The organism is Lysinibacillus sp. NPDC096418, from assembly GCF_044762775.1.
Lineage (GTDB): Bacteria > Bacillota > Bacilli > Bacillales_A > Planococcaceae > Lysinibacillus.
Genome location: NZ_JBIWEY010000016.1, coordinates 48,944 through 73,867, shown reverse-complemented (window position 1 = coordinate 73,867; position 24,924 = coordinate 48,944). Strand labels below are relative to the sequence as shown.

Annotated in this window: 23 protein-coding genes, 1 pseudogene and 3 riboswitches; of the genes and pseudogenes, 6 read left to right on the top strand and 18 right to left on the bottom strand. The window is 37.7% G+C overall.

Annotated features, from left to right (window positions below; all coding sequences use genetic code 11):
• The first annotated feature begins 273 nt into the window (after nt 1–273).
• The 3 genes and pseudogenes from ACIQZG_RS13500 to ACIQZG_RS13490 all read left to right on the top strand — a co-directional run.
• Nucleotides 274–1,446, top strand: coding sequence for an ATP-grasp domain-containing protein (locus ACIQZG_RS13500; protein ID WP_402755786.1), 1,173 nt, complete (start codon nt 274–276; stop codon nt 1,444–1,446).
• A gap of 129 nt (nt 1,447–1,575) precedes the next feature.
• Nucleotides 1,576–3,162, top strand: a complete 1,587-nt coding sequence (locus ACIQZG_RS13495) for a methyl-accepting chemotaxis protein (protein WP_402755784.1) — start codon at nt 1,576–1,578, stop codon at nt 3,160–3,162.
• A 369-nt stretch (nt 3,163–3,531) separates the two neighbouring features.
• A pseudogene (locus ACIQZG_RS13490) lies at nt 3,532–3,825 on the top strand (transposase); the annotation flags it as partial.
• A 212-nt stretch (nt 3,826–4,037) separates the two neighbouring features.
• Here the strand turns inward: ACIQZG_RS13490 and mqo are convergent.
• The 11 genes from mqo to ACIQZG_RS13435 form a co-directional block, all read right to left on the bottom strand.
• Nucleotides 4,038–5,585 (bottom strand): malate dehydrogenase (quinone), encoded by a 1,548-nt coding sequence (gene mqo / locus ACIQZG_RS13485; RefSeq protein ID WP_402755782.1) that lies wholly within the window; start codon nt 5,583–5,585, stop codon nt 4,038–4,040.
• A 341-nt stretch (nt 5,586–5,926) separates the two neighbouring features.
• Nucleotides 5,927–6,466, bottom strand: coding sequence for a VUT family protein (locus tag ACIQZG_RS13480; protein ID WP_402755781.1), 540 nt, complete (start codon nt 6,464–6,466; stop codon nt 5,927–5,929).
• A 46-nt stretch (nt 6,467–6,512) separates the two neighbouring features.
• Complete coding sequence (gene queE / locus ACIQZG_RS13475) at nt 6,513–7,241, bottom strand: 7-carboxy-7-deazaguanine synthase QueE (RefSeq protein ID WP_402755779.1); 729 nt, start codon at nt 7,239–7,241, stop codon at nt 6,513–6,515.
• Entirely contained in the window at nt 7,234–7,707 is a 474-nt protein-coding gene (gene queD, locus ACIQZG_RS13470) for a 6-carboxytetrahydropterin synthase QueD (protein ID WP_402755777.1), read from the bottom strand. The genes queE and queD overlap by 8 nt, the downstream gene beginning before the upstream one ends.
• Before the next feature lie 3 nt (nt 7,708–7,710).
• Nucleotides 7,711–8,370 (bottom strand): 7-cyano-7-deazaguanine synthase QueC, encoded by a 660-nt coding sequence (queC, locus tag ACIQZG_RS13465; RefSeq protein WP_402755772.1) that lies wholly within the window; start codon nt 8,368–8,370, stop codon nt 7,711–7,713.
• 120 nt (nt 8,371–8,490) lie between these two features.
• Complete coding sequence (gene queF, locus ACIQZG_RS13460; RefSeq protein WP_402755770.1) at nt 8,491–8,991, bottom strand: preQ(1) synthase; 501 nt, start codon at nt 8,989–8,991, stop codon at nt 8,491–8,493.
• 123 nt (nt 8,992–9,114) lie between these two features.
• Nucleotides 9,115–9,161: riboswitch (PreQ1 riboswitch) on the bottom strand.
• A 141-nt stretch (nt 9,162–9,302) separates the two neighbouring features.
• Nucleotides 9,303–9,770: a 6,7-dimethyl-8-ribityllumazine synthase gene (ribH, locus tag ACIQZG_RS13455; RefSeq protein ID WP_402755768.1), complete on the bottom strand. Its 468-nt coding sequence runs from the start codon at nt 9,768–9,770 to the stop codon at nt 9,303–9,305.
• A gap of 16 nt (nt 9,771–9,786) precedes the next feature.
• Nucleotides 9,787–10,416 (bottom strand): 3,4-dihydroxy-2-butanone-4-phosphate synthase, encoded by a 630-nt coding sequence (gene ribB / locus ACIQZG_RS13450; protein ID WP_402755766.1) that lies wholly within the window; start codon nt 10,414–10,416, stop codon nt 9,787–9,789.
• Nucleotides 10,417–10,429: 13 nt separating this feature from the next.
• On the bottom strand, nt 10,430–11,068 hold the full coding sequence (ribE, locus tag ACIQZG_RS13445; protein ID WP_402755764.1) for a riboflavin synthase: 639 nt from the start codon (nt 11,066–11,068) through the stop codon (nt 10,430–10,432).
• A gap of 204 nt (nt 11,069–11,272) precedes the next feature.
• A riboswitch (FMN riboswitch) is annotated at nt 11,273–11,398 on the bottom strand.
• 120 nt (nt 11,399–11,518) lie between these two features.
• Nucleotides 11,519–11,644, bottom strand: a riboswitch (FMN riboswitch).
• A 71-nt stretch (nt 11,645–11,715) separates the two neighbouring features.
• Nucleotides 11,716–12,366 (bottom strand): reverse transcriptase-like protein, encoded by a 651-nt coding sequence (locus ACIQZG_RS13440; protein WP_402755762.1) that lies wholly within the window; start codon nt 12,364–12,366, stop codon nt 11,716–11,718.
• A gap of 169 nt (nt 12,367–12,535) precedes the next feature.
• Complete coding sequence (locus tag ACIQZG_RS13435; protein ID WP_402755760.1) at nt 12,536–13,981, bottom strand: DEAD/DEAH box helicase; 1,446 nt, start codon at nt 13,979–13,981, stop codon at nt 12,536–12,538.
• 384 nt (nt 13,982–14,365) lie between these two features.
• On the opposite strand from ACIQZG_RS13435, the gene ACIQZG_RS13430 reads away from it, so the two are divergent.
• Nucleotides 14,366–14,983 (top strand): HAD-IA family hydrolase, encoded by a 618-nt coding sequence (locus ACIQZG_RS13430; RefSeq protein WP_402755758.1) that lies wholly within the window; start codon nt 14,366–14,368, stop codon nt 14,981–14,983.
• 52 nt (nt 14,984–15,035) lie between these two features.
• Here the strand turns inward: ACIQZG_RS13430 and ACIQZG_RS13425 are convergent, their stop codons facing one another.
• From ACIQZG_RS13425 to ACIQZG_RS13415, 3 genes are all read right to left on the bottom strand, one after another.
• Nucleotides 15,036–16,028 (bottom strand): VanW family protein, encoded by a 993-nt coding sequence (locus ACIQZG_RS13425; RefSeq protein ID WP_402755756.1) that lies wholly within the window; start codon nt 16,026–16,028, stop codon nt 15,036–15,038.
• Between the two features lie 161 nt (nt 16,029–16,189).
• Nucleotides 16,190–19,624, bottom strand: a complete 3,435-nt coding sequence (locus ACIQZG_RS13420; protein WP_402755754.1) for an S-layer homology domain-containing protein — start codon at nt 19,622–19,624, stop codon at nt 16,190–16,192.
• A gap of 502 nt (nt 19,625–20,126) precedes the next feature.
• Nucleotides 20,127–20,291 (bottom strand): S-layer homology domain-containing protein, encoded by a 165-nt coding sequence (locus tag ACIQZG_RS13415; protein ID WP_402755819.1) that lies wholly within the window; start codon nt 20,289–20,291, stop codon nt 20,127–20,129.
• Between the two features lie 94 nt (nt 20,292–20,385).
• Between ACIQZG_RS13415 and ACIQZG_RS13410 the strand changes: the two genes are divergently transcribed.
• Nucleotides 20,386–20,616, top strand: a complete 231-nt coding sequence (locus ACIQZG_RS13410; RefSeq protein WP_402755818.1) for a LuxR C-terminal-related transcriptional regulator — start codon at nt 20,386–20,388, stop codon at nt 20,614–20,616.
• Here ACIQZG_RS13410 and safA read toward each other — a convergent pair.
• Together safA and ACIQZG_RS13400 are read right to left on the bottom strand one after the other, a co-directional pair.
• Entirely contained in the window at nt 20,603–21,211 is a 609-nt protein-coding gene (safA, locus tag ACIQZG_RS13405; RefSeq protein WP_402755752.1) for a SafA/ExsA family spore coat assembly protein, read from the bottom strand. The genes ACIQZG_RS13410 and safA overlap by 14 nt on opposite strands.
• Before the next feature lie 234 nt (nt 21,212–21,445).
• Nucleotides 21,446–22,081 (bottom strand): transmembrane-type terpene cyclase, encoded by a 636-nt coding sequence (locus ACIQZG_RS13400; RefSeq protein WP_402755750.1) that lies wholly within the window; start codon nt 22,079–22,081, stop codon nt 21,446–21,448.
• A 133-nt stretch (nt 22,082–22,214) separates the two neighbouring features.
• Here ACIQZG_RS13400 and pgeF point away from each other — a divergent pair, with 133 nt between their 5' ends.
• Complete coding sequence (gene pgeF / locus ACIQZG_RS13395; protein WP_402755748.1) at nt 22,215–22,979, top strand: peptidoglycan editing factor PgeF; 765 nt, start codon at nt 22,215–22,217, stop codon at nt 22,977–22,979.
• 775 nt (nt 22,980–23,754) lie between these two features.
• On the opposite strand, the gene ACIQZG_RS13390 is transcribed toward pgeF, so the two are convergent.
• The gene (locus tag ACIQZG_RS13390; protein WP_402755746.1) at nt 23,755–24,597 is read right to left on the bottom strand and encodes a hypothetical protein; all 843 of its coding nucleotides are present in this window, start codon (nt 24,595–24,597) and stop codon (nt 23,755–23,757) included.
• Between the two features lie 60 nt (nt 24,598–24,657).
• Nucleotides 24,658–24,858, bottom strand: coding sequence for a hypothetical protein (locus ACIQZG_RS13385; RefSeq protein WP_402755744.1), 201 nt, complete (start codon nt 24,856–24,858; stop codon nt 24,658–24,660).
• Nucleotides 24,859–24,924: the final 66 nt, after the last annotated feature.

Here is a 24,924-nt window from a genome sequence, read left to right as displayed (position 1 = left end):
TGTAAAAACCCACGACTTTTTTGTTAATTCTAATTAATTAATTTCATAAAAAAACCCATTTTAATAAGATAAAATACTCATAATTAACAATCCGAAATCCGAAATAACAGTCTAAATCCTCATAATATAAAGGTAGATTTTTTAGGTAATTTATATTAGAATAATAAACGGTGTTTTTTTCATGTAATACCAAAATAAATTCACGAAGGAGAAAAAAGGTTAAAAACCGTATTTTTAATATAAAAAGAAAAACTTAATACAGGAGTGTCGTAATTGATCATTTTAGATAAACCATATGTCTCGGATTTACTTGCCGATACAGTAAAAAACCTTCAAGTTCCAGTAATAAAACTTAATAATGTTCACATCCCTAACGAAAATGGAATTAATTTCAAAAAGGAAGGTGATCTATTAACAGCATTAGAAAAGGGAGATTTCCCAATTTTATTTAACTCAGAAAATGGTCTTCAGATCTTAAGTAACCATATGCCAACACACTATTTAACGAATGTTACTGATGTTTTGAAGAATAAAGTAACCTTTAGAAAAATATTGAGCAAACATTATACAGATTTCTTTTTTAAAGAAGCATCATTCAAAGAGTTAGAAGAAATAAACTCAAGTACTTTACCATATCCAATTATCGTAAAACCTTCTATTGGTTATTCGAGTATCGGTGTTCATCGTATTGACGAAGAAGAAGAATATTACGCTACTATCCAACAATTAAAAGAAGAAATGGATATTGCCGGAGCAGAATATCCACAAGAAGTTATTAATAACCAATCATTTATTATTGAGAAATTAATTGAAGGTGATGAGTATGCGATCGATGCATATTTCACAGAAGACGGAAAACCAGTCATATTAAATCTTTTCAAAAGATTGTTTAGTCATGACAAAGATATGAGTGACCGCATCTATTATACGAGTAAACAAGTATTATTAGAGGCATTAGAAAAAACATATTCGTTTTTAAATACGATTTCATCGTTTTTCGATTTAAAATTAGCACCTATACACCTTGAAATTCGCATTAATAAAGAGGGTCAAATCATCCCTATAGAAGTAAATCCATTAAGATTTGCCGGCATTGGCACAAATGAACTAGGTGTTCATGCATATGGTGTAAACGCATATGAATACTTTTTCAAGCAGCAACAACCTAATTGGGAATACATAATAGAAAACATGGATGATTCAGTTTATAGTTTTTGCTGTGCAGAAATCGATTCAACAATTGACTGTAAGATGGTAGATTCTGTCGACCATGAACAATTCAAACTAAATTTCGGTGAAATTTTAGACTATCGCCCAATGCAAATAAATGAATACTCTACTTTTGCTGTCATTTTCCATAAAGCACCTGACTTAGAAGAAAATAAACGAATCTTAAATTTAGACTTAAATCGATACATTACATTAAAGGAATTAGCACTTGTATAAAATATAGGATTACATTAGGAGCGTAATATTTTGTTTAAAAAGAAAACGACTATTAGAAAAAAAATATTGTTAAGCGTACTATGTCCAATCATTGTGATAAGCATTCTTTTTAGTACAACCATCTTTTTAGTGTCTAATCATTTAATCAATCAATATATCATTCCTCAATTCGAAAACAACTTAACCGTGAAGATGGATCAGCTTAATAAGGAAGTTGATCCAGAATTAGTACTTGCAGCTAAAACTGATAAAGATGCATATGAAACCTTATTGCCTATAATAAATGCTTTTCAAAAGAAGTATAATATAGAAAATGTTTATATTATGAGTAAAGTGAATAATGAAGAGGTTATTTTACTCCTATCTAATGCAAATGAATATCTACAACCATTAGCTTTTACACCTGAACAGCAAGCAGCACTGCATTCTACAGAATTGGTTATTAGTGATATTTATGAAGATGATTATGGCGCGCATAAATCAACATTTTTACAAATTGAAGGGACCGATTCTGTTTTAGGTTTGGACGAAAGTACCAACTTTATAGTGGATTTACAGAATTTATTAACCTTTATTTGCATTCTTCTTTCAGTAGCATCAATAGGTATAAGTAGTATTCTCGCGTACTACATTGCCAATAAAATGGCAAAACCAATCAAGGAACTTGTAGGTAATACAGAATTGGTGGCGAATGGTGATTTAACAAAAGACATAGAAGTGAAAGGTACAGATGAGATTGGTCAACTAACTGAAAGCTTTAGTAATATGCAAAAACAGCTGAAGGAAATGATTGGTCATGTATCTTCTACATCTGATTATGTAGTTTCCGGATCTAAAGATTTGACACATAGTATCGGACAAGTTACAGAAATGTCTAACCAAGTGTCCGCTGCAGTTCAAGAGGTTGCCATGAATGATGAAATGATAACAAGTAGTGCTATTCAAAACCAAACTGCGATTAGAGAGATTTCGGAAGGAATTTTAGCCATAACAGAATCTACGCTATCCGTATCAGATGAAGCTATGGAAACTTCTACAGAAGCAACACGCGGAAACACCGTAATTCAACAATCTGTTCGTGGTATTGATGCAATTAATGAATCCTCAAAAGCTTCTATGAAGATGACTGAACAAATGCATCAACGTTCTAAAGAAGTAGCTCAAATTACAAACATGATCACTAGCATTTCAGATCAAATTAATCTCCTTGCCTTAAATGCCGCGATTGAAGCAGCACGTGCCGGTGAATACGGAAAAGGATTTGCTGTAGTAGCTGATGAAATTAGACATCTAGCTGAACAATCTGCGAAGTCTGCTAGTGATATTGCACAATTAATTTCTGAGATGCAAAACGATTCAACACAGTCAGTTGAAGCCATTACAAAAGTCGTAGAAGAAATTAATCATGAAACTGCTTCAATTAGAATGGCTGGGGAAACTTTCCAAAATATTTTAACGCTAATTACAAATATAAGTTCTCGTACACAGTCTATCGCTGCAACAGTAGAGCAAATCTCTGCAAGCTCTGAACAGGTGTTAGGTACAACTGAGACAACTGTTCAGTCTTTAGAGCAATCGTCAGCAAATACGCAAACAATTGCTTCAACAATGCAAGAGCAATCTGCATTTATGGAAGAAATGTTAGGTACATCAAATCAAGTGCATGAAATGGTCGAAAATTTAAAGAAACAAATTTCTCACTTTAAAATTAAATAAATTGACTGTATTAAAAATTACGATGCTGTCAGACTGTAGGCTAACTCAAAGAGAAACAAGTTTGCCTACAGTTTTGATACTTCAAATATCGTAATTGCTATGTTACTAAGTACTGATTTCGCCATTAAAAAAAATATTCATCCCCCATCTATACTCTTCATATACTATCTTGTTCATCTCAAATTTTTCTTACTTCCCTATCGTCATGATTTTTTATGAATTTCTATATAAAAACTTTTTACACATAATTTAATTATTGTAGAGTTGCACTTATAATTTTCGTAATATTAAGAAAATTATATCACCTTTTCAATCCACCATTTAGTTGAAGGTATTCCAAATGAAGCTTTTGCTCCTTTCATCCATCACACGGGTTGTCCATTGCGTGAGTTATGTACAAAAGCGAGAGAAGGTACAAATCGCAAGCTTATGATTAAGGAACAGTGGGAACAACAAAAAGAATATGTAAGAGCAAAGCTTTCAGAAGAAAAAACAGGTGCAATTTATCGTAAACGTAATATTGACGTTGAACCTGTTTTTGGATTTCTGAAGGCTAATTTAGGTTTCACACGATTTTCTGTTCGTGGAGAATCAAAGGTTGAAAACGATATTGGTCTCGCATTAACGGCTGTAAACTTAAGAAAATATGCGGTCCGAGGATAATCCTTCACTGCATATTGTCAAAAACAAACGCAAAAAACGAGATTGCATAATGCAATCTCGTTTTTCCACATGAACTGAAACCTTTTTGTCCCAGCCTCTTTTTATTTTTTCTATGATATTTTTTATTCACTCAATACATAAAGTAAATTATATATCTTATCTCTCTATTTATCAGTATCCCTTTTATTTCTAAAAGATTTACTAAGTTTCGACTATTTTTCGATTAAACCAAGTACCTGTGATGTTGAAGTGTGCAGTTCTTGTAATAACTCTGGGTTTTCTGCTAGCGACTTGCCATAAGAAGGTATCATTTCTTTTAATTTTGGTTCCCACTCTTTTACATGTTGCGGGAAGCATTTGTTGATTACTTGAATCATAACGTGAACAGCAGTCGAAGCACCTGGTGAAGCACCTAGTAATGCAGCAACCGAACCATCAGCGGCACTAACAACTTCCGTTCCGAACTGAAGCGTTCCTTTACCGCCAGCTTCTGTATCTTTAATAACTTGTACACGTTGACCAGCGACTACAATATCCCAATCATCAATATTTGCGTTCGGGATAAAGTCACGTAACTCATCCATACGCTGCTCTTTTGATAACAGAAGTTGCTGGATTAAATATTTTGTTAAGCCCATTTCTTTAACGCCTGCCGCTAATAATGTTGTGATATTATGCGGTTTTACAGAAGCGAATAAATCCATATTTGAACCTGTTTTTAAGAACTTCGGTGAGAAACCAGCGAATGGTCCAAATAGTAATGACTTTTTGTTATCGATATAACGAGTGTCAAGATGCGGAACAGACATTGGTGGAGCACCAACTTTTGCTTTTCCGTATACTTTTGCATGATGTTGCTCAGCAATCTCTGGTTTGTTACATACAAGGAACAGTCCGCTGATTGGGAATCCACCGATGTGTTTCCCTTCAGGAATACCTGTTTTTTGAAGTAACTCTAGGCTTCCTCCACCAGCTCCAAGGAATACGAAATCTGCTGTATGATATTCCATTTTACAGCCATCGATATCGTGTACTTTAAGTTCCCACTTGTCTTCTTTAGTACGATTAATAGCTTGGACAGTATGTTTATAGTTAATATCAACATTTTGAGTTGCCAAGTGGTCAAATAACATACGCGTTAAAGCACCGAAGTTAACATCCGTACCTTCGTCTACTTTTGTTGCTGCAATTGCTTCACTAGCTGGACGGTTTTCCATTATAAGCGGAATCCATTGTTTCAATGTTTCCGGATCATTAGAAAATTCCATGCCTTGGAACAACGGATTTTTTGACATTGCTTCAAAACGTTTCTTTAAAAAGGCTACATTGCTTTCGCCTTGTACCATACTAATATGTGGTATTGGCATGATAAAGTCTTGCGGATTACTGATTAGGTTACTATTTACAAGGTAAGACCAAAACTGCTTTGAAAGTTGGAACTGTTCATTAACATTAATCGCTTTTTTAATATCGACAGTGCCATCCGCTTTTTCAGATGTGTAGTTCAACTCGCACAGTGCAGCATGCCCCGTTCCTGCATTATTCCATTCATTAGAGCTTTCTTCCCCAGCTTTTTCAAGCGACTCAAACACTTTGATATTCCATTCTGGTGCTAATTCTTTTAGCATTGCTCCCAAAGTAGCGCTCATAATTCCCGCACCAATTAAAATAACTTCTGTTTTTTTATGTTTGTTGCTCATTTTAACCTTCCTTATCCCCTTATATTTGCAAAAAAGATGTAGGCGCTTCCACTTAGTCATCACAGCAAGCCAAAATGCACCCAGTCACACAACTTTTTTGTATCAATTATAAACTTATACTAGTCTATCACAATTGTTAAAAGATTAAAATATCAACTGTTACATGATAGATAAAAGCTCGATAAAACTAGTAAAAAGTGAATAGTCCGTCCAGAAGACACTAAAAACACACAAAAAAACAAAGCTCCCCTCTTGATTTTTTCTAGAGTTAAATCTATGGTTTACTATTACTTATGATACCTTTCACTGTCACACATCTAACTTGAAGATTGATAATCAATAAAATGTTTGACTCCTTGATTTGGGACATACATTACGCACGTGCCGGACTCTCTTCCAACTTAATCTGAAATAAGATGTTTTTCCTTAATTACACCGACTTGACCTAAAATCAGTGCACCGAGCATTTGAATAATCGTCTTCACAATAATTTGACCTAAAATAGCTGCTGGTACCGCTTCCCAAGGCAATATATTGGCACCAAGCGGACTCAGACCAATTACTACGAAAATCGCGGAATCTAGAAATCCTCCAACAATTCCACTATAAAACACACGCCAAGCCATTGGTAGTTTCAACCTTGTATAGATTTCCGTATCAGCTGTTTCAGCAACGACAAATGAAAGTGCCGATGCTACCACAATCAATAGCGTATCCCCAAGTATAAATGAGACAACTGCCGATAAGATTAAAGCTATAATAATAAACAAATACGTCTTTGCTCTTCCATACTTGTTTTGCACAAGATCTCGGAAAATGAAAGTCGCCCCAATCAATAGAGTCCCCATCGGAACGATAAACATGCCAAACTGTAATGGCGCAAATGCTGCCGTTACCACATTAGCGATGACAATAGATAATAAATAGAATAATATTCTCATGATGTTTCTCCTCAATTAAAGTTAATGACAGTTTTATAACTGCTAACTAGACACCTCTCTTATTTCCCCAAACAAGGGTATGCAGCTGTGGCAATACTTTGACATCTCTTAATTCCTCATCCTCAATCACTTTGTCAATTAACTTTTGATATTTCTCTAATAACTGGCTAATCAATCGCGGATTGTCAGTCGTCGTTATATCATCATTACCGACTTGGAGATAGAAGGGGATCATTGGATATCGAAAGTGAATTTGTTTTGCATACTCATAATCCTCTTGATTAAAAACAACTATTTTGAGGGAGATACGCTGATCGCTGTTCCGACTTTTAAGTTTTTTGAAAATATCAGAGAGTACAAGATAGTCAGTGGTCATTCCAGAACTAGGGGGCTTTGGTGAAATGGTCAGTTCATCAATCTCATACAGCCACTCTTGCCACCTGCTTCCTTGTGTCTCCACCCCGACCTTTATGTCGTTTTCTTTTAAAATCGCAATGAGCTCTTCCAAATTTCGAAGGAGTGCAGGATTGCCGCCCGAAATCGTGACAAATGAAAAACCACTGCCTCCAAGACGTTTCAGTTCAGACCAAATCTCTTCCGCCGTCATTTGGACAATAAGATGCTTCCCACTACCATCCCACGTAAACGATGAATCACACCACGAACAGGAATAATCACAGCCAGCAGTTCTCACAAACATCGTCTTCTGGCCCACTACCATTCCCTCGCCTTGAATCGTCGGTCCAAAAATCTCCATAATTGGTACTTTACTCAACGTCCATCCACTCCCGCCTCGCTTCAGCATAGCTTGTTGGCGTTTCATACAGCCTGATAAATTCTACACGCGCCCCGTTAAATCGCTGTTCTTCAAGCAAAGCTTCCACCAACTTCTCGTAAATCCAGACTACAATATTCTCTGCCGTCGTATTCATTGGCGGTAGTGTTTCATTTAAATAACGATGATCCAAATATATCTCTATTTTTTGTTTCCATATTTCTTTTATATCGCCAAAATCAATCATTAAACCGCGTTCATCCGTGTATCCGCTTAGTCCTAATACAACGCGATACGTATGGCCGTGGAGATTTTTACATTTCCCCTCATAGTCATGCAAATGATGAGCAGCATCGAATGTAAATTCCTTGCTCACGAGAACACGCTTTGAATGATAATTCAATTGACTCCTATGAATATCTTCATCTATTTTTTGGAGCTTATCGACAATTCTAAAATCATACATGCTTTAAGACTCCTTCCTACAGCTCAAGTACTCATCAAGTCCTTTTTTTCGCAGTTCACATGCTGGGCATTCACCACAGCCATCTGCTATTACACCGTTATAGCAAGTCAACGTTCTTTCCCGAACATATTCAAGTGCCCCGAACTGATCAGCAAGCTCCCAAGTCTGTGCCTTGTTCAGCCACATTAGCGGTGTATCTACCACGAAAGAATCGTCCATCGATAAATTTAACGTTACATTCATGGATTTAATAAAAACATCTCGACAATCCGGATATCCACTAAAATCCGTTTCACAAACGCCCGTCACGATATGTTTGGCACCTACTTGGCTCGCAATAACTCCAGCAAATGAAAGAAAGAGCAGATTCCGACCAGGTACAAAAGTCGATGGAAGCTCACCATTTTCTCCGTTTTCAACCTTTATGTCTTGTCGTGTCAATGCACTTGGAGCAAGCTGATTCAGGAGTGACATATCAAGAATGTGATGCTTAACACCGAGCTCCTTTGCTATCCCCTTCGCACACTCAATTTCAAGGCGATGCCTTTGACCATAATCAAACGTCACTGCCTCAACCTCTTCAAAACGTTCTTTTGCCCAGAACAGACAAGTGGTACTATCCTGACCTCCACTAAACACAACGATTGCTTTTTCCTGCTTCATCTATAAAAACTCCCTTATATCAAAAAAACAGCACTCTAAGAAAAAGTGCTGCTTTCTTCTTAGTTTTTTTAAGAGGGTAGCTAAAAACCTCTTTCTAAATTGAACGATTCAATTCATCTTTTATCGATTATCTATTTTTTCTGGGTTAAGATCGTGGTTCATTAAACGATAATTTGCTATTTCTTCGTATTTAGTCCCCGCTTTCCCATAGTTACACCACGGATCAATCGAAATGCCTCCGCGTGGCGTAAATTTACCCCAAACCTCGATATATCTTGGATCAAGTAATTTTATTAAATCGTTCATAATGATATTGACGCAATCTTCATGGAAATCACCATGGTTTCTAAAACTGAATAAATACAATTTCAGTGATTTACTTTCTACAATTTTTTTATCCGGGATATACGAGATGTACATCGTTGCAAAATCAGGTTGATTCGTAAGTGGGCATAAACTCGTGAATTCTGGACAATTAAACTTTACAAAATAATCTCGATCGGAATGTAGATTATCTACTGCCTCCAGTACCTCTGGTGCATAATCATATGAATATTTAGTACCCTGATTTCCTAATAGTGTTAAATCTTTCAAACCTTCTTCATGGCTTCGGCCAGACATAAAAAAACCTCCTTGTAAAATGTTTCCCAACACTTTTCAAGAGAGGTATCACCAATCGTTCTATTAAAACATATGTAAAAAACATAAAAAGCCACGTCCGTTATGGACATGGCATAAAGTCATGTTTCCATAGTTTTTTATAGAGGGTATCAGCTATGAACCTCTCCCGTTCTAGTCCGGGCACTCTTTCTTCAACATAATACAAAAAATGGTCGGAAACGTCAAATGTATTTTTTAAATTTATCCGCTGCTTATACTGTAATTGACATTATTACTTCTCTCGCTATCGGATTCTTTTTTACCTTTTCGTCTTATCCAATCATCTTCTTTAGGTTCGCCATTTCAATTGCAGACATCGCTGCATCGTAGCCTTTGTTGCCTGATTTTGTACCGGCACGTTCAATAGCTTGCTCGATGTTTTCAGTTGTTACGATGCCAAATGTCACAGGAACATTTGTAGTAAGTGAAACGCTGGCGATGCCCTTTGCTGTTTCATTGCACACGTAATCATAGTGTGTTGTAGAGCCGCGAATGACTGTACCAAGTCCAATAATTGCGTCATATTTCTTTGTTTCAGCAAGTTGTTTGGCTATGAACGGTACTTCAAAAGCACCTGGCACCCATGCAACATCAATATTATCTTCATCCACGTCGTGACGTTTTAGCCCATCTAGTGCTCCATTTAATAGCTTACTTGTTATAAATTCATTAAAACGCCCTACTACCACCGCAATTTTCAAGTCTGTTCCGATTAATTGTGCTTCAAATGTTTTTCCCATAATGAATTCTCCCCTTTTACACTGTTAATTTTTTTACTACTTCAATTTGTTTACGTCGATATGTGGCTAATGCCTCAATAGAGATCATTTTTAAGTTGTGCTTTGCAGCGTACGTTACTAGCTCATCAAATCGCAACATCTCACCATTGTCGCCCATAATCTCACAGATAATGCCTGCTGGATCGCTATCGCAAAGCTTAGCTAAATCGACCGTCGCCTCCGTGTGCCCTCTTCGTTCCAAGACACCATTATCTTTTGCAATGAGTGGAAACACATGCCCTGGTCTACGGAAATTAGCCGCTTCCACTTGTGGATCTAGCATTTTACGAATCGTTAATGCCCTCTCGTAGGCACTAATTCCTGTAGTTGTATCCTCATGATCTATACTAACGGTGAATGCCGTTTGGTGATTGTCAGTATTATTTTCGACCATAGGATGAAGTGCTAATTTTTGTGCCAGCTGTTGCGAAATGGGTGTACAAATTAGACCCTTACCATATGTAGCCATAAAGTTAATCGTTTCAGGTGTCACATACTTGGCTAACGCGAGTAGGTCGCCTTCATTTTCACGGTCCTCATCATCTACCACGACAATTATTTTCCCTTGTTTCAAATCCTCTAATGCTTCTTCAACTGTATTTAGCAAAATTAAAGCCCCCTTAAAATCCGTGTTGTGTTAAATAATCCTTCGTAATAGTCGAAGTTGCTTGCCCACGTTGTAATTGATTAACAATGTATTTGCCGACCAAATCCGTTTCAATATTAACAAGGGCACCCTCATTTTTCATACCTAATATCGTTTCCTTGTACGTGTGCGGAATGAGCGATACCGTTACACTGCTTTTTTCAACGGTGAATAGCGTCAGACTAGTACCATCAATGGTAATCGAGCCTTTTGGAATACAGTAGCTCGTCAATTCTTCTCCTACCTCAATATCAATGTACACCGCATTGGCCATAGGTCGTTTACGCAAAATTTTGCCTACTCCATCTACATGCCCAGATACAAAATGTCCACCAAACCGTCCATTCGCAGACATTGCACGCTCTAAATTCACAGCATCTCCCACTGCAAGCTGCTGTAAGTTTGTTGCCTTTACCGTTTCAGGCATCACATCCATCGTCAGCTCTCGCTCATTAAAATGCGTCACCGTCAAACAAACTCCATTGACCGCAATACTATCACCTAGCTTGACATCTGCAGTTATCATAGGTGATGCAACCGTGATTTTCATGCTTTGCCTATTTTTTTGTAACGCTTTTACTGCACCAACATCTTCTACAATCCCCGTAAACATTCTGTCACCTGCTTTCTATTTGACTTTTATCCACTACTTCAGCTGCCCTATCCGTCAGTTCAATGATGCTATCCGTCTCACCTCATTTCTAATTCAAAACACATAAAAAGCCCCTTACATGTAAGGGGCTTGGGAGGTTATGTAAAAGAGACGTAAACAAATAAACCTTATGGATACAAAAAATTTCCACAGGCTACCATCTCAATTGTTCTTCTCCCATCCAGACTATAACTGTCGGTTTTGGATTTGCACCAAATCAGCTTTCGCTCACGGACTTTGAATTACTTCATCACCGCCGATTGGGAATTTCACCCTACCCCGAAGAACATACGAAAATATTCATTTTCAGCTAAATAAAAAACTCCCCAACGTAGGCGATGGGAAGTAGGTTTGAAAAAAGCGTACACAAATAGACCTTTTAAATTCAGACAAATTTAAAAAGATTACACTTTAATCCTTCTCCCATCCAGACTATAACTGTCGGTTTTGGATTCGCACCAAATCAGCTTTCGCTCACGGACTTTGAATTGCTTCATCACCGCCGATTGGGATTTTCACCCTACCCCGAAGGAAATTCTATTTAACTAGCACTAACGATAACATTATTTAATAATATTATCCACTAATACTTTTTCATACTCCTTAATTTAATGAATACCCATCTGAGATAGTATATGCGCCTTTTGATGTAAGACGTTATTTCCATGGCGTACATGTAAAAAATGAATGTCTAACTTACTTTTGAACGCTTGAACTGTTTGATAATATGTCTTACGCGCACCTTGAGTTTGCTCCTTCTCCTGATTTATGATAATTCCCTCACAATCGTAAATAATATGAACCGTTTTCATACCATTACTGTATGCCCACTCTAACGCGCGTAAACAGGCCATTAATTCAGCACCGATATTATGTAGTTTATTGAACTCCTCATCAAAAACATAGCCAAACGTTTTAAATAACGGCTCCGTCCTCATCGGTGCAAAACCAATGACTCCATACTTCCCACGACTATTTTTGTAACTGCCATCAATATAGATGACTACTTCTGTATTTTGTTTAGACTCTTTCTTTATTTTATTGGTAAACGTTTCTTTTGGTTTAGTTGATTTTAATGAATTCACAGAAGATATCTTATTGGTTTCTAGCCATTGATAGGCCGTTTTTTCACATGAAAACTTTTTTCCAATCGTCTTTTTCTTGCCTTTTACTCTATTTAGATATTCATGAAATGTGAGCACAATTCCCGAAAACTCTGGACCAAAGACGGCATATATAGACTTCTTCTCTACTGTCAATTAAAAACCCCCAACCTCAATAAAATACTAACAATCCATTTACCTATATTATATGACTTTAAACATGTCCATCATGCCTGGTTACAGCCAAATAGTTAAGTATTTACATTGAACAAACGCAAAAAAACAGCCAATCCATGGTAAAATACCGTGAACTGGCTGTTTGTTCTTACTTATTTGCTTCATATACTTTCAATAACTTACCTTTGATTGTCGTTTTCTTCATGTTTTTCAAGACTATCGGCCCTTTATTGTTTAGTATTTCTACGTAAGTAAATGTATCTGTAATTGTAATGATGCCGATATCCTCAGCTGTTACACCACTTATTTTGGCAATTGTTCCAACGAAATCTACAGCTCTCAGCTTCTTTTTCTTACCACCATTAAAATAGAGCTTCATGATTTGCTCGTTAAGCTTTTCACTTTTGGCCTTTTTCAATGCCGGTTCAATATCCATTTTCGCTTCAAAAGCTGCTTTCTTTTGCGAAGCCTCTTCTTCAGTTGGTGCTAATTTGTTAGGAATTTTAAAGCCAATATAGTCTTCAATTTCACTTAAAAAACGATCTTCAAATGGTGTTACAAGTGTGATGGCTTTCCCTTGCAGTCCTGCTCGTCCCGTTCTTCCCGTACGATGAACGTAACTTTCTTTCTCTAATGGCAAATCATAGTTGATGACATGCGTAATATTATCAATATCAATACCGCGAGCAGCTACATCTGTGGCAACCAGATAGCGGAAATCGCCTCTTTTAAAATCATTCATCACTTCAAGTCGTGCATCCTGTACCATTCCACCGTGAATTTTATCGCAGCTATAGCCAAAATTGATTAATTGCTCACACAATGTATCGACTCTATCCTTTGTGCGGCAAAAGATGATGCAGCTATCTGGATTTTCAACAATCGTGACGTTACGTAGCACAGATAGTTTTTGATCTTCTTCCACAACGTAAAGAGAGTGATCAATTTTATCAGTCGTCAATCCTGTTGCCTTTATCTCGACATCAGTCGGTGTTTTCATATACTTAAGCGCTAAATCTTTTACTTTTTCAGGCAATGTAGCTGAAAATAACATCGTCACACGATTTTGAGGTACTTGTTTAATAATAGATTCAACTTGCTCGATGAAGCCCATGTTCAGCATTTCGTCCGCCTCATCAATGACAAGATAACGAATTTTGTCTAAGACCAATGTGCCTCTTTCAATATGATCTAGCATGCGCCCTGGCGTACCAACAACGACATGTGTTTTTTGCTTTAGTTCTGTTTTTTGAATGGCAATTGGCTGTTTCCCATAAACCGCTGTTGCTTTAATGCGTTTGAATCTACCGATATTCGTAAAATCCTCTTTTACTTGAACAGCAAGTTCCCTTGTCGGTGTTAACACTAACGCTTGTGGTTTGTTTTCTAGCCAATCAACGGCTTCACAAATCGGTATCCCATAAGATGCCGTTTTCCCACTACCAGTTTGCGATTTTACAACAAGGTCCATTTTTTCTAATGCTAACGGAATGACCTTACTTTGAACTTCTGTTGGTTGTGTATATTCTAGTCGGTCCAGCGCCATTATGATGTCATTACTTAATGTATATTCCTTAAATCCATTTTTACTCATTACGAAGCCTCTTTTATATTCATTTTGTATCGAACTTGTTCCTAACACAGACTCCTATTATACATAGCACTGCAAATAATAACTACTCTCGAAGTTCTAATTACTAACAATGGGTAATTTTCAAAACAGTTATTTCCATTCTATTTATGTATATGAGCTTTCCGTAGACATATCGTAAGCCGCTACAAACACTACCTAGCAGTGTGGAAATATTAGTAACTACTATTATTATTTATTATCTATACATGTAAAGGCTTTTCGTGGAAACTATTATCAAGCATAATAAATAATACAGGACAAAAGCATGACCATTTCTTCAATCCATGCGTACCCTACTAAGATATGACGAAGATACAACTAAATCTTAAAGGAGTTCAATTATCCATGAAACATATCATTTTTGATTTTGATGGCACGCTAGCCGATTCTACACAAGTTTTTATGTCTACGTGGAATACGTTAGCGGATAAATATCAATATAAAAAGATAAAGCTTAATGAATTAGAATCGCTAAAAAAGTTATCCCTCACGGAGCGTAGTAAGTTATTTAACTTTCCGATGTATAAAATACCTATCATTATTCCTCAATTTTATCGGTTATTCCGTCAATCCATCAAGGAAATTCCCCTGATTGATGGTATGAAAGACTTGTTACAAGAACTTAAGATGAAGGGGCACACCATTACTATTATCTCTTCTAATGATCAAGAAAATATTTTAGAATTTTTAAAGTTGAACAAAATTGATACAGTTACAAATGTGATTTGCTCTAGTCATATTTTTGGCAAAGATAAAATCATTCATAAATACTTAAAAGATCAACAATTAAAGCCTTCTGAAGTGATATACGTTGGCGACGAACAACGTGATATTGTAGCTTGTAAGAAAGTCGGCGTCCCAATTATTTGGGTTAGCTGGGGGTACGATGCTATTGAAGTTGTGCGATCAGAAAAACCCGACTTCAAAGTGTACGCCCCTGCTGAAATTTTAGAGATTATTTAAATAAGAAGATTCCAGCAGCAGATAGCCTTCCCCTCTACTGTTGGAATCTTTTTTATGGTGTCTTCTTCAAAATTTCTTCATATCTCTCCGATGTCCTTACTTCCACCGTCAGAAAGTCTTTGCCGTAAATCGTCTTTATTAAAAAGGGAACATCGCTTGTATTTTGAAATCTGAAGTCCAATCCACCATACGAAACGGTTGCATCTCTTCCTTTAGGTACATAACCTATATCTAATGAATGGTGATGTCTTTCCACCATTTTGATAAATACCTGATCAACTGCGTTAAATAAGGTTGAGGACGTTTGACAAATCCCCCCCCCAATGCCCATCACTACTTTTTTATTGATGATTTCAGGCGCAGGTTGATAGCCGTTTGCCTCATCTCTCGGACCTACAACCGTATTAAAAGAGAATTGATCGCCACTGCCAACAATAACGTTATTAATAGCTTGTGCTGAAAGTTCTATGTTTTTATTTCTGCCAACATCTGCGGAGTTAAAATATGTTGTATAAGAAGCAACCACTACCTCTTCTAAGTGAGGAATGTCCTCAAAAGAATAACCGCTTTCTGTGACATACAAGGGCATTTCAACATTCCCGCCAGTTCCCGATACAGCGAGAATCTTCTCCACCAATTCACTTTCTTTTAAGAGAATCATTGGACTCCCTTTAATGATTTGTCCCTTTTCATCCATCCGATCTAGCACCATTCGCTGATCATAACCCGCTACTGTGCCAGTTCCTCTCGCTAGCTCTTTCGCTACTTGTTCAATTTTCTTTTTATACGTTTCAAAGTCCTCTCCATACCCTAAGTCTTGCGGGGATAACGTGTGTATGATTTCCAACGTATTTGGATCGACGATATTTACGACCTCTTGTGCATCTTCTTGTTCGTAGTTAACCGGCTTTTGTATTTCCTCAATTTGTTGTTCCAAGTCGGTTATTTTTTTCTCTAACGTTTGTTCTTTCTCTGATTTCTCCTGACATCCTGCCAATCCCATTGCACATATTAGCCAAAGTGTAGCTATCCATTTTTTCTTCACTTTCGAACACCTACCTCTAAGGTACTTCTTCAGACACATCTTATTCGTGTATACATAGTAGTGTGTTTATTTTCCTTCATTTTTATTTATGACTACCAACTTATTTACAAAATAAAACACGCTACAAAAGCTTAGATTCTCACTTTTGTAGCGTGTTAATTTTATAGATTGAGAGCTCTGTACATAAACGCCACGAATTGCGCGCGTGTCACTGGCTCATTTGGTCTGAAATTACCGTTGTCACCAAGTGCAATGCCGACATCTGCGAGTGCGGCAATATAGTCATAGCTCCAATGCGTTTTCGGAACGTCTTGGAAAGTACTTGTGCCACCTGGTGTGAGTCCAAATGCGAGGACAAGTATTTTCGCTAGTTGTGCTCGCGTTAGTGAATCACTTGGATTGAATGCACCGGTTGAACCGTCTATAACGCCTGCTTGCTGTAATCTTGTAATTGCCTCATAGTATGGATGACTCGTTGGCACATCACTAAACGATACGGCATCGCGTTTTGGTGTTAACTCGAAAGCACGGGCAAACATCACCGTAACGTGTTCGCGTTTGATTAGATCATTTGGTCGAAATGTGCCGTCTGGGTAGCCAGTAATAATGCCACGTTCCGCGATATCTTCAATCATGTCCTTTGCCCAGTTCGTTGAGATATCGCTGAATCGATAGCTTGGCGTTGGTTCTTCTGTTTTTTCAGGCTCTTCTGGCATTGGTGCTGGCTTTGTTGGCTCTATTGGTATTGGTGTTGGTTCTATTGGTATTGGTGTTGGTTCTATTGGTGCTGGTAGTTCTGGCTTTGGTGCTACTGGTGTTGGGCTTGGCTCCGGTGTCGGAACATAGCCACCGCCACCATTATCTGAACCGTTGCTCGTCTTATACTCAATTGATGCCACGTTTGAAATGCTTGAATTTCCCGCAGCATCACGATATTGCACATAGATCTTCTTTGGCCCAGCATTCCCTACTAAATCCCATTTTTTTGTGAGCGCTACTTCCTCCCACGCTGACCAAGTTAGCTCATCTGTAGAAAACCGCATTTCAGTGACTCCGCTTCCCCCGCCGTCAGATGAAGTCAGATTAAGTGTCACAGATTTGCTATTTGTAGTAGCCGAACCACTATTAATGACAATCGTTCCTGTGGGGGGAGTTCTATCAATTATGAATTGAATTTTTGTTACATTGCCTGCCGCATCCGTTACGACCAATGTGTAGCTTCCATCCTGGTCAATTTCCGTTCCGCTGACAAAAGTTTTTCCATTTAACGTCGCCGTTCCTTTATTGAATCCGACAGTTACCTTGTTCTTGTGAACTCCGCCATCAGACACTCCTGTTACACTTGGGGCTGTCTGATCAATCATGAAGTTTACCGTCGTTACATTACCTACCGCATCTGTAACGACAAGCTCATAGTCTCCATCCTGGTCAATCTCCGTACCACTGATAAAAGTTGCCCCATTCAACGTCGCTGTTCCTTCGTTGAAGATAGGCGTTACCTTCGCTTTGTATACCTTTCCAGCAGATACTCCAGTAATAATTGGGGCTTTTGTGTCAACTTCAAAACTAACTGTCGTACTATTACCTGCCATATCGATTACGACCAACATGTAGCTTCCATCCTGGTCAATTTCCGTTCCACTGTAAAAAGTTGTTCCATTCAACGTCGCCGTTCCTTCATTGAATCCGACAGTTACCTTGTTCTTGTAAACCCCACCATCAGACACTCCTGTTACACTTGGTGCTGTCTTATCAATCATGAAGTTTACCGTCGTTACATTGCCTGCCTGATTAGTTACAACGAGCGTATAGATGCCATCTTGTGTAACGACTGTACCGCTAGTAAAGGCCGCTCCATTCAACGTTGCTGTTCCTTCGTTAAAAGTGATCGTAACAGCTTCCTTGTAATACCCATTGTTCACAACCCCTGTCACTGTAGGGGCTACCTTATCGATTTCGAAATTAACCGTTGTTATATTTCCGGCTGCATCGGTTACGACCAGAGTAAACACACCATCTAGAGTAACCTGTGCACCACTACTAAAAGCAGCTCCGTTTAAGGTCGCTGTTCCTTCGTTAAAGGTAATCGTTTTGTTCGTGTTGTATATTCCACCGTTCGTTACTCCCGACACGCTAGGTGACACCGTATCAATCTTGAAGCTCACCGTCGAACTATTGCCTGCTGGATCAGTGACGATCAGCGTATACGATCCATCTTGTGTAATAGTTGTACCACTAGTATAAGGATTGCCATTGAGCAATCCGCTGCCTTCGTTAAATTGAGGTGTAACTGTACTGTTATATTCTTTGTTATTCAATACATTCGTAATAACAGGAGCTGTGCTATCTAATGTAATCGTACTGCTAATAGTTGAACTGCTCGAATTACCGACTTTATCTCTATATTGTACATATACGGTCTTTGCTCCCTCGCCAGCCGGAAGGACCCATGATCTCCCGTTCAAGTCAGCGATGTTGAACCAACTGGTCTGCCAAGTGCCGTTGGTATTGGATAGGCGTGCCTGCTCAACTCCTGAGCCGCTTCCATCCGAATAGGTTCCCTTCAATGTGACTAAACCCGAATTCGTCCATATGGCACCATCATTAATAGTCAGTGTACCTGTTGGAGCTGTCTGATCCAATAGAATGGTTTGAGAAGAATTAGCTGAGATCCCATTATTGGAATCCCTTAACTGCATATAGATGGTCTTCGATCCATCTCCTCCACTTAGACTGAATGTTGCTGTATTACTGAAAGGCAACCAAGATGCCATCGATAAATTAGCAGCGCTATCCGCAAATCTCATATGGGTAACACTATCACCTGCGTCAGGATCTGAGCCCGTTACGGATAGATTGACTATGCTGTTGCTTGTAGCTGCTCCTTCAGCAATCGTGAAAGAACCCGTAGGAGGATTATTGACAGGTCCAGTCGCATAAGTAACGACCAGTTTCGGACGAAATGCAGCATTCGAAGCTTCTAGGGAGTACAATAAAAATCTCCCACTATCCGCATCAGCTTCATTCCCGTTAAGTGTAAAGGTTATCATGCAATCAGAACCATCTGTAAAGGCATCGACAGCACTCTTCACATTAAGCGTAATTGTCTGATCCTGAAGATAAGTACCCATCGGCACCTCAGCAGTGCTCTTCGCAGTGAATTTATCTGCATAGGGGCTATTCGTATCTACAGAGGGGAAAGTACCAGTGAAACTATGGTCCAATGAATTCGCAACAGAGCCCCTAAGTTCCATATACAAAGTATGGTTAGGAACTCTGAGAACAGTAGCAACCGTCAGAACCAGCTCTGCTGACACAATAGTCCCCTCTGGCGCCCCTAGATTGAAAGATACGCCCGTTCTGTTCCGAACATTGACGAAGCCGTCATTATTGCTCATGCCGACATAAAGATAACCACCACCGTAATTATCATAAATACCGTTATATTCCGCTTGGCCATTTAATTCCATCGTATCCGCGGTGGCTGTATAGGTTTTTGTTACTGTACCTCCTGCAGCCTGTGGTGCAAAATCAGGTACTATAACAGATAATAATAGAATTATAACCACTAATCCTGCACATTTATTTTTCTTCATTCATTAGCCCTCCTTGAAGGTTGCTATTAATATCCATTCAACAACTCTAGTATCCTGCGTACAGCATTTCCTGCTACTTCAACTAACAGCATCTAGTGAGTAAGTTCCTACTTAACATCTAAGTTTGTATTCTATCAACACCTCTAACAAAATCTAGAGTCGCCTTTTTGAAAGCCCCTTCCTTGTATATTTAGATACTTATCTTTTCTAAGCGCCCCAACTCCACTTTAGTTTGGGAACTGATTATGCAATACTGACGAATGTTAATGGTACGCATATTTATTTTCAAAAAATAAGTAACTTCCCAAAGTAAGACACTCATTTGCATCATTCTTTTTTAGCATAAAAAGCAAAGGTTAAATTTAGGTTAAAAAAAATTATATTTTTAAAAATGAGAAAAAAGGACTACTCCTCAAAATAATTGCTATGTTCAAGATTTAATAGAAAGAAACAGGCATCTAGAAACTGATATTTCAGCTTCTAGATGCCCTATTATTTATTACTATATTAATTGATCCAATATCTTTGTAGTGTTGACGAGTATTTTCGCTGCCTGTGCTCGTGTGATAGGCTTACCTGGCACGAAGTTTCCTTCCGAACCGTCAGCGACGCCAAGCTCATGCAACATGAAAATTGCTTCTTTTGTTTCTTCATCGGACTTGTCGATGTCTCCAAATGGAGCGATTTACGTTTGACTCCTAGAGAATTATTTCAACTGTCTCCAAAAAAGTTGTACGACAAGCAAGGTACCTACCAAATTACTGACACTGCAAGGAAATGAAATATATGATCTTTTAGCCAAAGGGATTACGAATAGTGAAATCGCAGAACAACTGGATCTTTCAGAAGGCACCGTGCGCGTATACTTATCAACTATTTATAGTAAGCTTGGTGGCAATACACGAGTAAAAGCAATTCTTCTTAAAGAAGCAATAAAAAATGGCTGTTCCCTATTAGTTGGAACAGCCATTTTCTTAATTATTTTGAAATAAACATTTGTGTCCAATAGTTACCATTTGCTACATAACCTACACCAATATGCGTAAAGTTTTTGCTCATGATGTTGGCTTTATGCCCTTCACTGTTCATCCATGCTTTCATAACTTCAGCTGCTGTTTTTTGACCTTTTGCAATGTTTTCACCAGCTGATTTATATGAAATACCAAAGTTCTTCATCATTGTAAATGGTGAACCGTATGTCGGACTCGTATGGTTGAAATAGTTTTTGTCACGCATATCCTGAGATTTGTACTTCGCGACTCTTGAAAGCTCCCAATCTTCTTTCAATGCTGGTAGACCTGCTTTTGCTCTTTCAACATTGACAAGTTTAATGACCTCTTGTTCTACACTTACTTGTTCATTTGTAGGAACATTAATAGTTTGACCTGGGTAGATCAAATTTGGATTTGAAAGCTGTGGATTTAAATCGATTAACTCCTGTACACCTGTTTGCGTCTTAACGGCAATTTTCCAAAGTGTATCTCCTGAAGCTACTGTATATGAACCTGCTGCCATCGCAGTCATTGGTACTACTAAAGATAAAGATAAAACTGAGGCCATCGCCACTTTTTTAATATTTTTAAACATCTAACCATTCCTTTCGACTTGTCTACAACCATAGTAAATAGTTTTCTATAATAATTCATCCCTAAATATTTGGTAGGATTTTTACAGTTTTATTACGCTGGAAACACTAAGGTTGAAGATTACCGCGGTAGAGGTATTCTTGCAATTTCCTTTAGTAACAAGCTTGAAATATAGTTGTAATAGGAATATATTACTATTATATTTTCTGGTTTATTAAATAAAAAAATATCACCCTCAACGAAAGAGAGTGATATTTTTTCTATATAACTTGTAAACTAAGCCAATATAAATCCAATCATATAATAAAATAGCTACACTAATTATCGTAATCAGGTTTGTTTTGAAATAAAGATAAAAAGCAATCGAAGCGCATAATGTCCCTAGCATTTTAAAGATTGCGATGGCTAGCGACTGGCCTTTCAAATTCCCTCGATAAAGCAACAAAGAGATAAACAGACCTGACATCATTAGGTTTTGTGCAAAAGCTGTATATTTCCCTTCAATATCATTAAAATCCTGTGTGATCGTCAGTATTATAAGAAAGCTAACACCTAGTGTTATGAAAAAACTTGCATAAAATAGCTTATTAGAAAGGTACTTTTTAAAGTCTTTTCGACCATATATTAAATATTGCATAAGTATAATAATATCCAAGGCAAACCAAATCATCGTGATTTTCTGTTGTAAATCATTTTGTGGATGAATGAAGGCAAAAATGAATTCCCATGAAATATTTGCACAAATCGCGACCATCGGCATGCCATACGCTTTATCTCGAAATCCCCGAAATATAATGAGTATGTAAGTCACAATCCAAAATAGAGCCATCCCTAATTGCAACACAAAAAACCAATTAATATGACTTGTCAAATACACCATCCTTTTGATTAATGAAAACCCCTACTCGCTTCTGTTACTATATGAGCAGATAGGTGTCCTCTATTCATTTAGGTCAGCCTATACATATGCAAATATTTACTATATATTAAGGGAAGGTGATGAGATGAAAACAAAAATTTATGTAGACAACGAGAAATTCATCGCAGGGACTACCCTCAAAGATGAAACAGAATTTGAAAACAACAACATGGCGCTCCACATATGCGAGAGCACCGACAATGTTCTAGAGAACCGTCAGAAATTAGCTGCTGCCTTGCACTGTGATGTAGATCATTTTGTCTGTACTCAGCAAACGCATAGCGCGAATTTTCATAAGGTAACACTTGATGACAAAGGTCGAGGTGCCGACAGTCCGGATACTGCTATTATGGATACCGACGCTCTCTACACGTATGAACCAAATTTGTTATTATGCAGCTTTACAGCAGATTGTGTACCAGTTATTTTTTATAATGAAGCGAATGGTCTTATCGGCGTCGTTCATTCTGGCTGGCAAGGTACCGTCAAAGAAATCACTTTGAAATTATTTAAGCACTTAGTAGAAGTGGAACAATGTAATCCTCGTGATTTTCACGTTCAGATTGGTATGGCACTAAGTCAGGAGAAATTCGAAGTCGATGCAGATGTGTATATGAAATTTAAAGATCTGGGCTACGCCGATGATTTTATGTATGTTAATGAAGAAACTGGGAAGTACCACATTGACAATCAGCTTACGGTGAAAAAACAATGTGAGTTAGCAGGTATTCCATCTCAGCAAATTTCGGTAGACACAACATGTACGTTTGTAAGCCCGAACTGCTTCTCTTTCCGTGAAGATAAACAAAGTGGTCGACATTTGAGTTTTATTATGAGGAAAGAAGATTAACCAATTTGGTTTTATAAGCGAAAAGCACATCAACGACTACAGTTGATGTGCTTTTTGCTTGGAACGACAATCGTAGAAATTTTACAGGCATTTTATCTACGCCATAGCTCCCTTTATTTCATTCCACTCGTTTGAGTGCGAGAAACAGATTCTCCTGTGCTAGTATTTATTATATAGAGTATGCGCACAAAGAAATGAGCCATTCTTGCACTCATTTCTTCCTGTACCATAGTGTCTACTCACATGGATAAGCGTGATCTCCATTCCATCACTGCTTCAATGCTTGATAATCCGTAGACGTTCCAATATTCCAAATCGTAGGATTCCTTTTCCAGTATCATTTTGTCCTGTTGTATCACGGTCATAATAGCTGCTAGTTATGCTTCCAACAAAACTCCGACCAATCCTCCTTCATTAATAGAACCATACACACTGCCAGTGGCGTAGATAAAGGAGTTAGAAATTACACCTATCTATAAACAATTTTTTGAAAGGCGAAATAGTAATAGGGAAATTTCTATGTAGAGTTATTTTGATAAAAATTCGATTTACGAAATACTATATTCAAAGCTGTAATAGCAAAAATCTTTGAGAAAGCAGCCTTGCAAAAAGATTGTTGCTAGTCAATTAACTAGATTGTTGAAGAAATGTTTTATTGAATATGGAATTCTCACCAATTCTATTATCATCCGACAGAAGAGTTCTACTTCAAGATGTGTGAAATGTTGTGCCAGTAGATGTCGATGAGTTTCGAGAAATGATAACGAGTAGCTTATTATGTTCTTACAAATTCAATCATTGTATTTTTTTGAATAACACTTTCTTTAAATCTTCTATTTATCACATTTTGCATTGAATGATTATCTACATTTGCAAAAAAAGTAACATACATATTATCCTTTATAGCTTTTTTTACTAATTCTGCGTAAAGCAACATACCTCCAGGACGTGTGGTAGCTGTTCGTTTCACATAGCTATGTGGCGAAAGGAGCATGTTTTGTGCAACTTGCTCACATAAACACCAACCCATTAGTTCCTCTTCATCAAATAAAGCAAAACTATAATCTTCCGCGATGACACCTAAATTTCTGACAAATGGTAAAACAGATTCATCCAAATGCTTAGTTTGCCGCACCGCGTTTTGGAAAATTTCATTAACACGACTATTCCAAGGTACAATGGATAAGTTGTCAGGTTTTTTTAAGGTATGTACCCAATCGCTTTGTTTCATTTTTTTGAGATCCACTATATATTTATTGAGGATTTGTGGATTTTTACGCCAACCTTTATTTGAGAATAGATGGACAATCTGATCACCTTCACCCTTCATCGTAATAGTGATTTTTGTGATGGAGATCCCCTCTGCATGAAAGTGACTTTCTGCATGATCGAAGAGTTTTTCCACAACATGCGCATCATTAGCGACTACTTGTGTAATGGTAGCTGTTTTGAATGCATAATCTACATCTGCTAATAGAATGCCTACTGGTAGTTCGTGCTCAATCAGGCCAATGCCCCATAAAGTTGGATCCATCGATTGCAATCGGTCAAAATGATTAGGGTTTAGGAAAGCCTGAAATAGAAAATAATTGGTTGCCGTAAGATTCATTAATGCCAATTCGCTTCACCTCTAAATAAAGCAGCCTAATCAGAATGGACTAAGCTGCTCTTTTAATTTTTATGCACGCTCAAATGAGCCTGTTGCTGGATTAAAAATAAGACTCGCAAATTGCTGGTTTTGGTAGCTTTTGTTTGCTGAGAATTTCCAACTATCAGTAGTGCTAGTTAATGGAAATCCAGGTGTTACAACTGTTTCTGTACCTCTTGTTGCCTCGATAAAGTAGTAATACATTGTGTTTGCTGTTACTGATTTATCCACATACTTTACTACACCAGGTTGTATATTTGATTGTAGTGTAGTTGCGCCAGTGAGCGTATTTGTTGT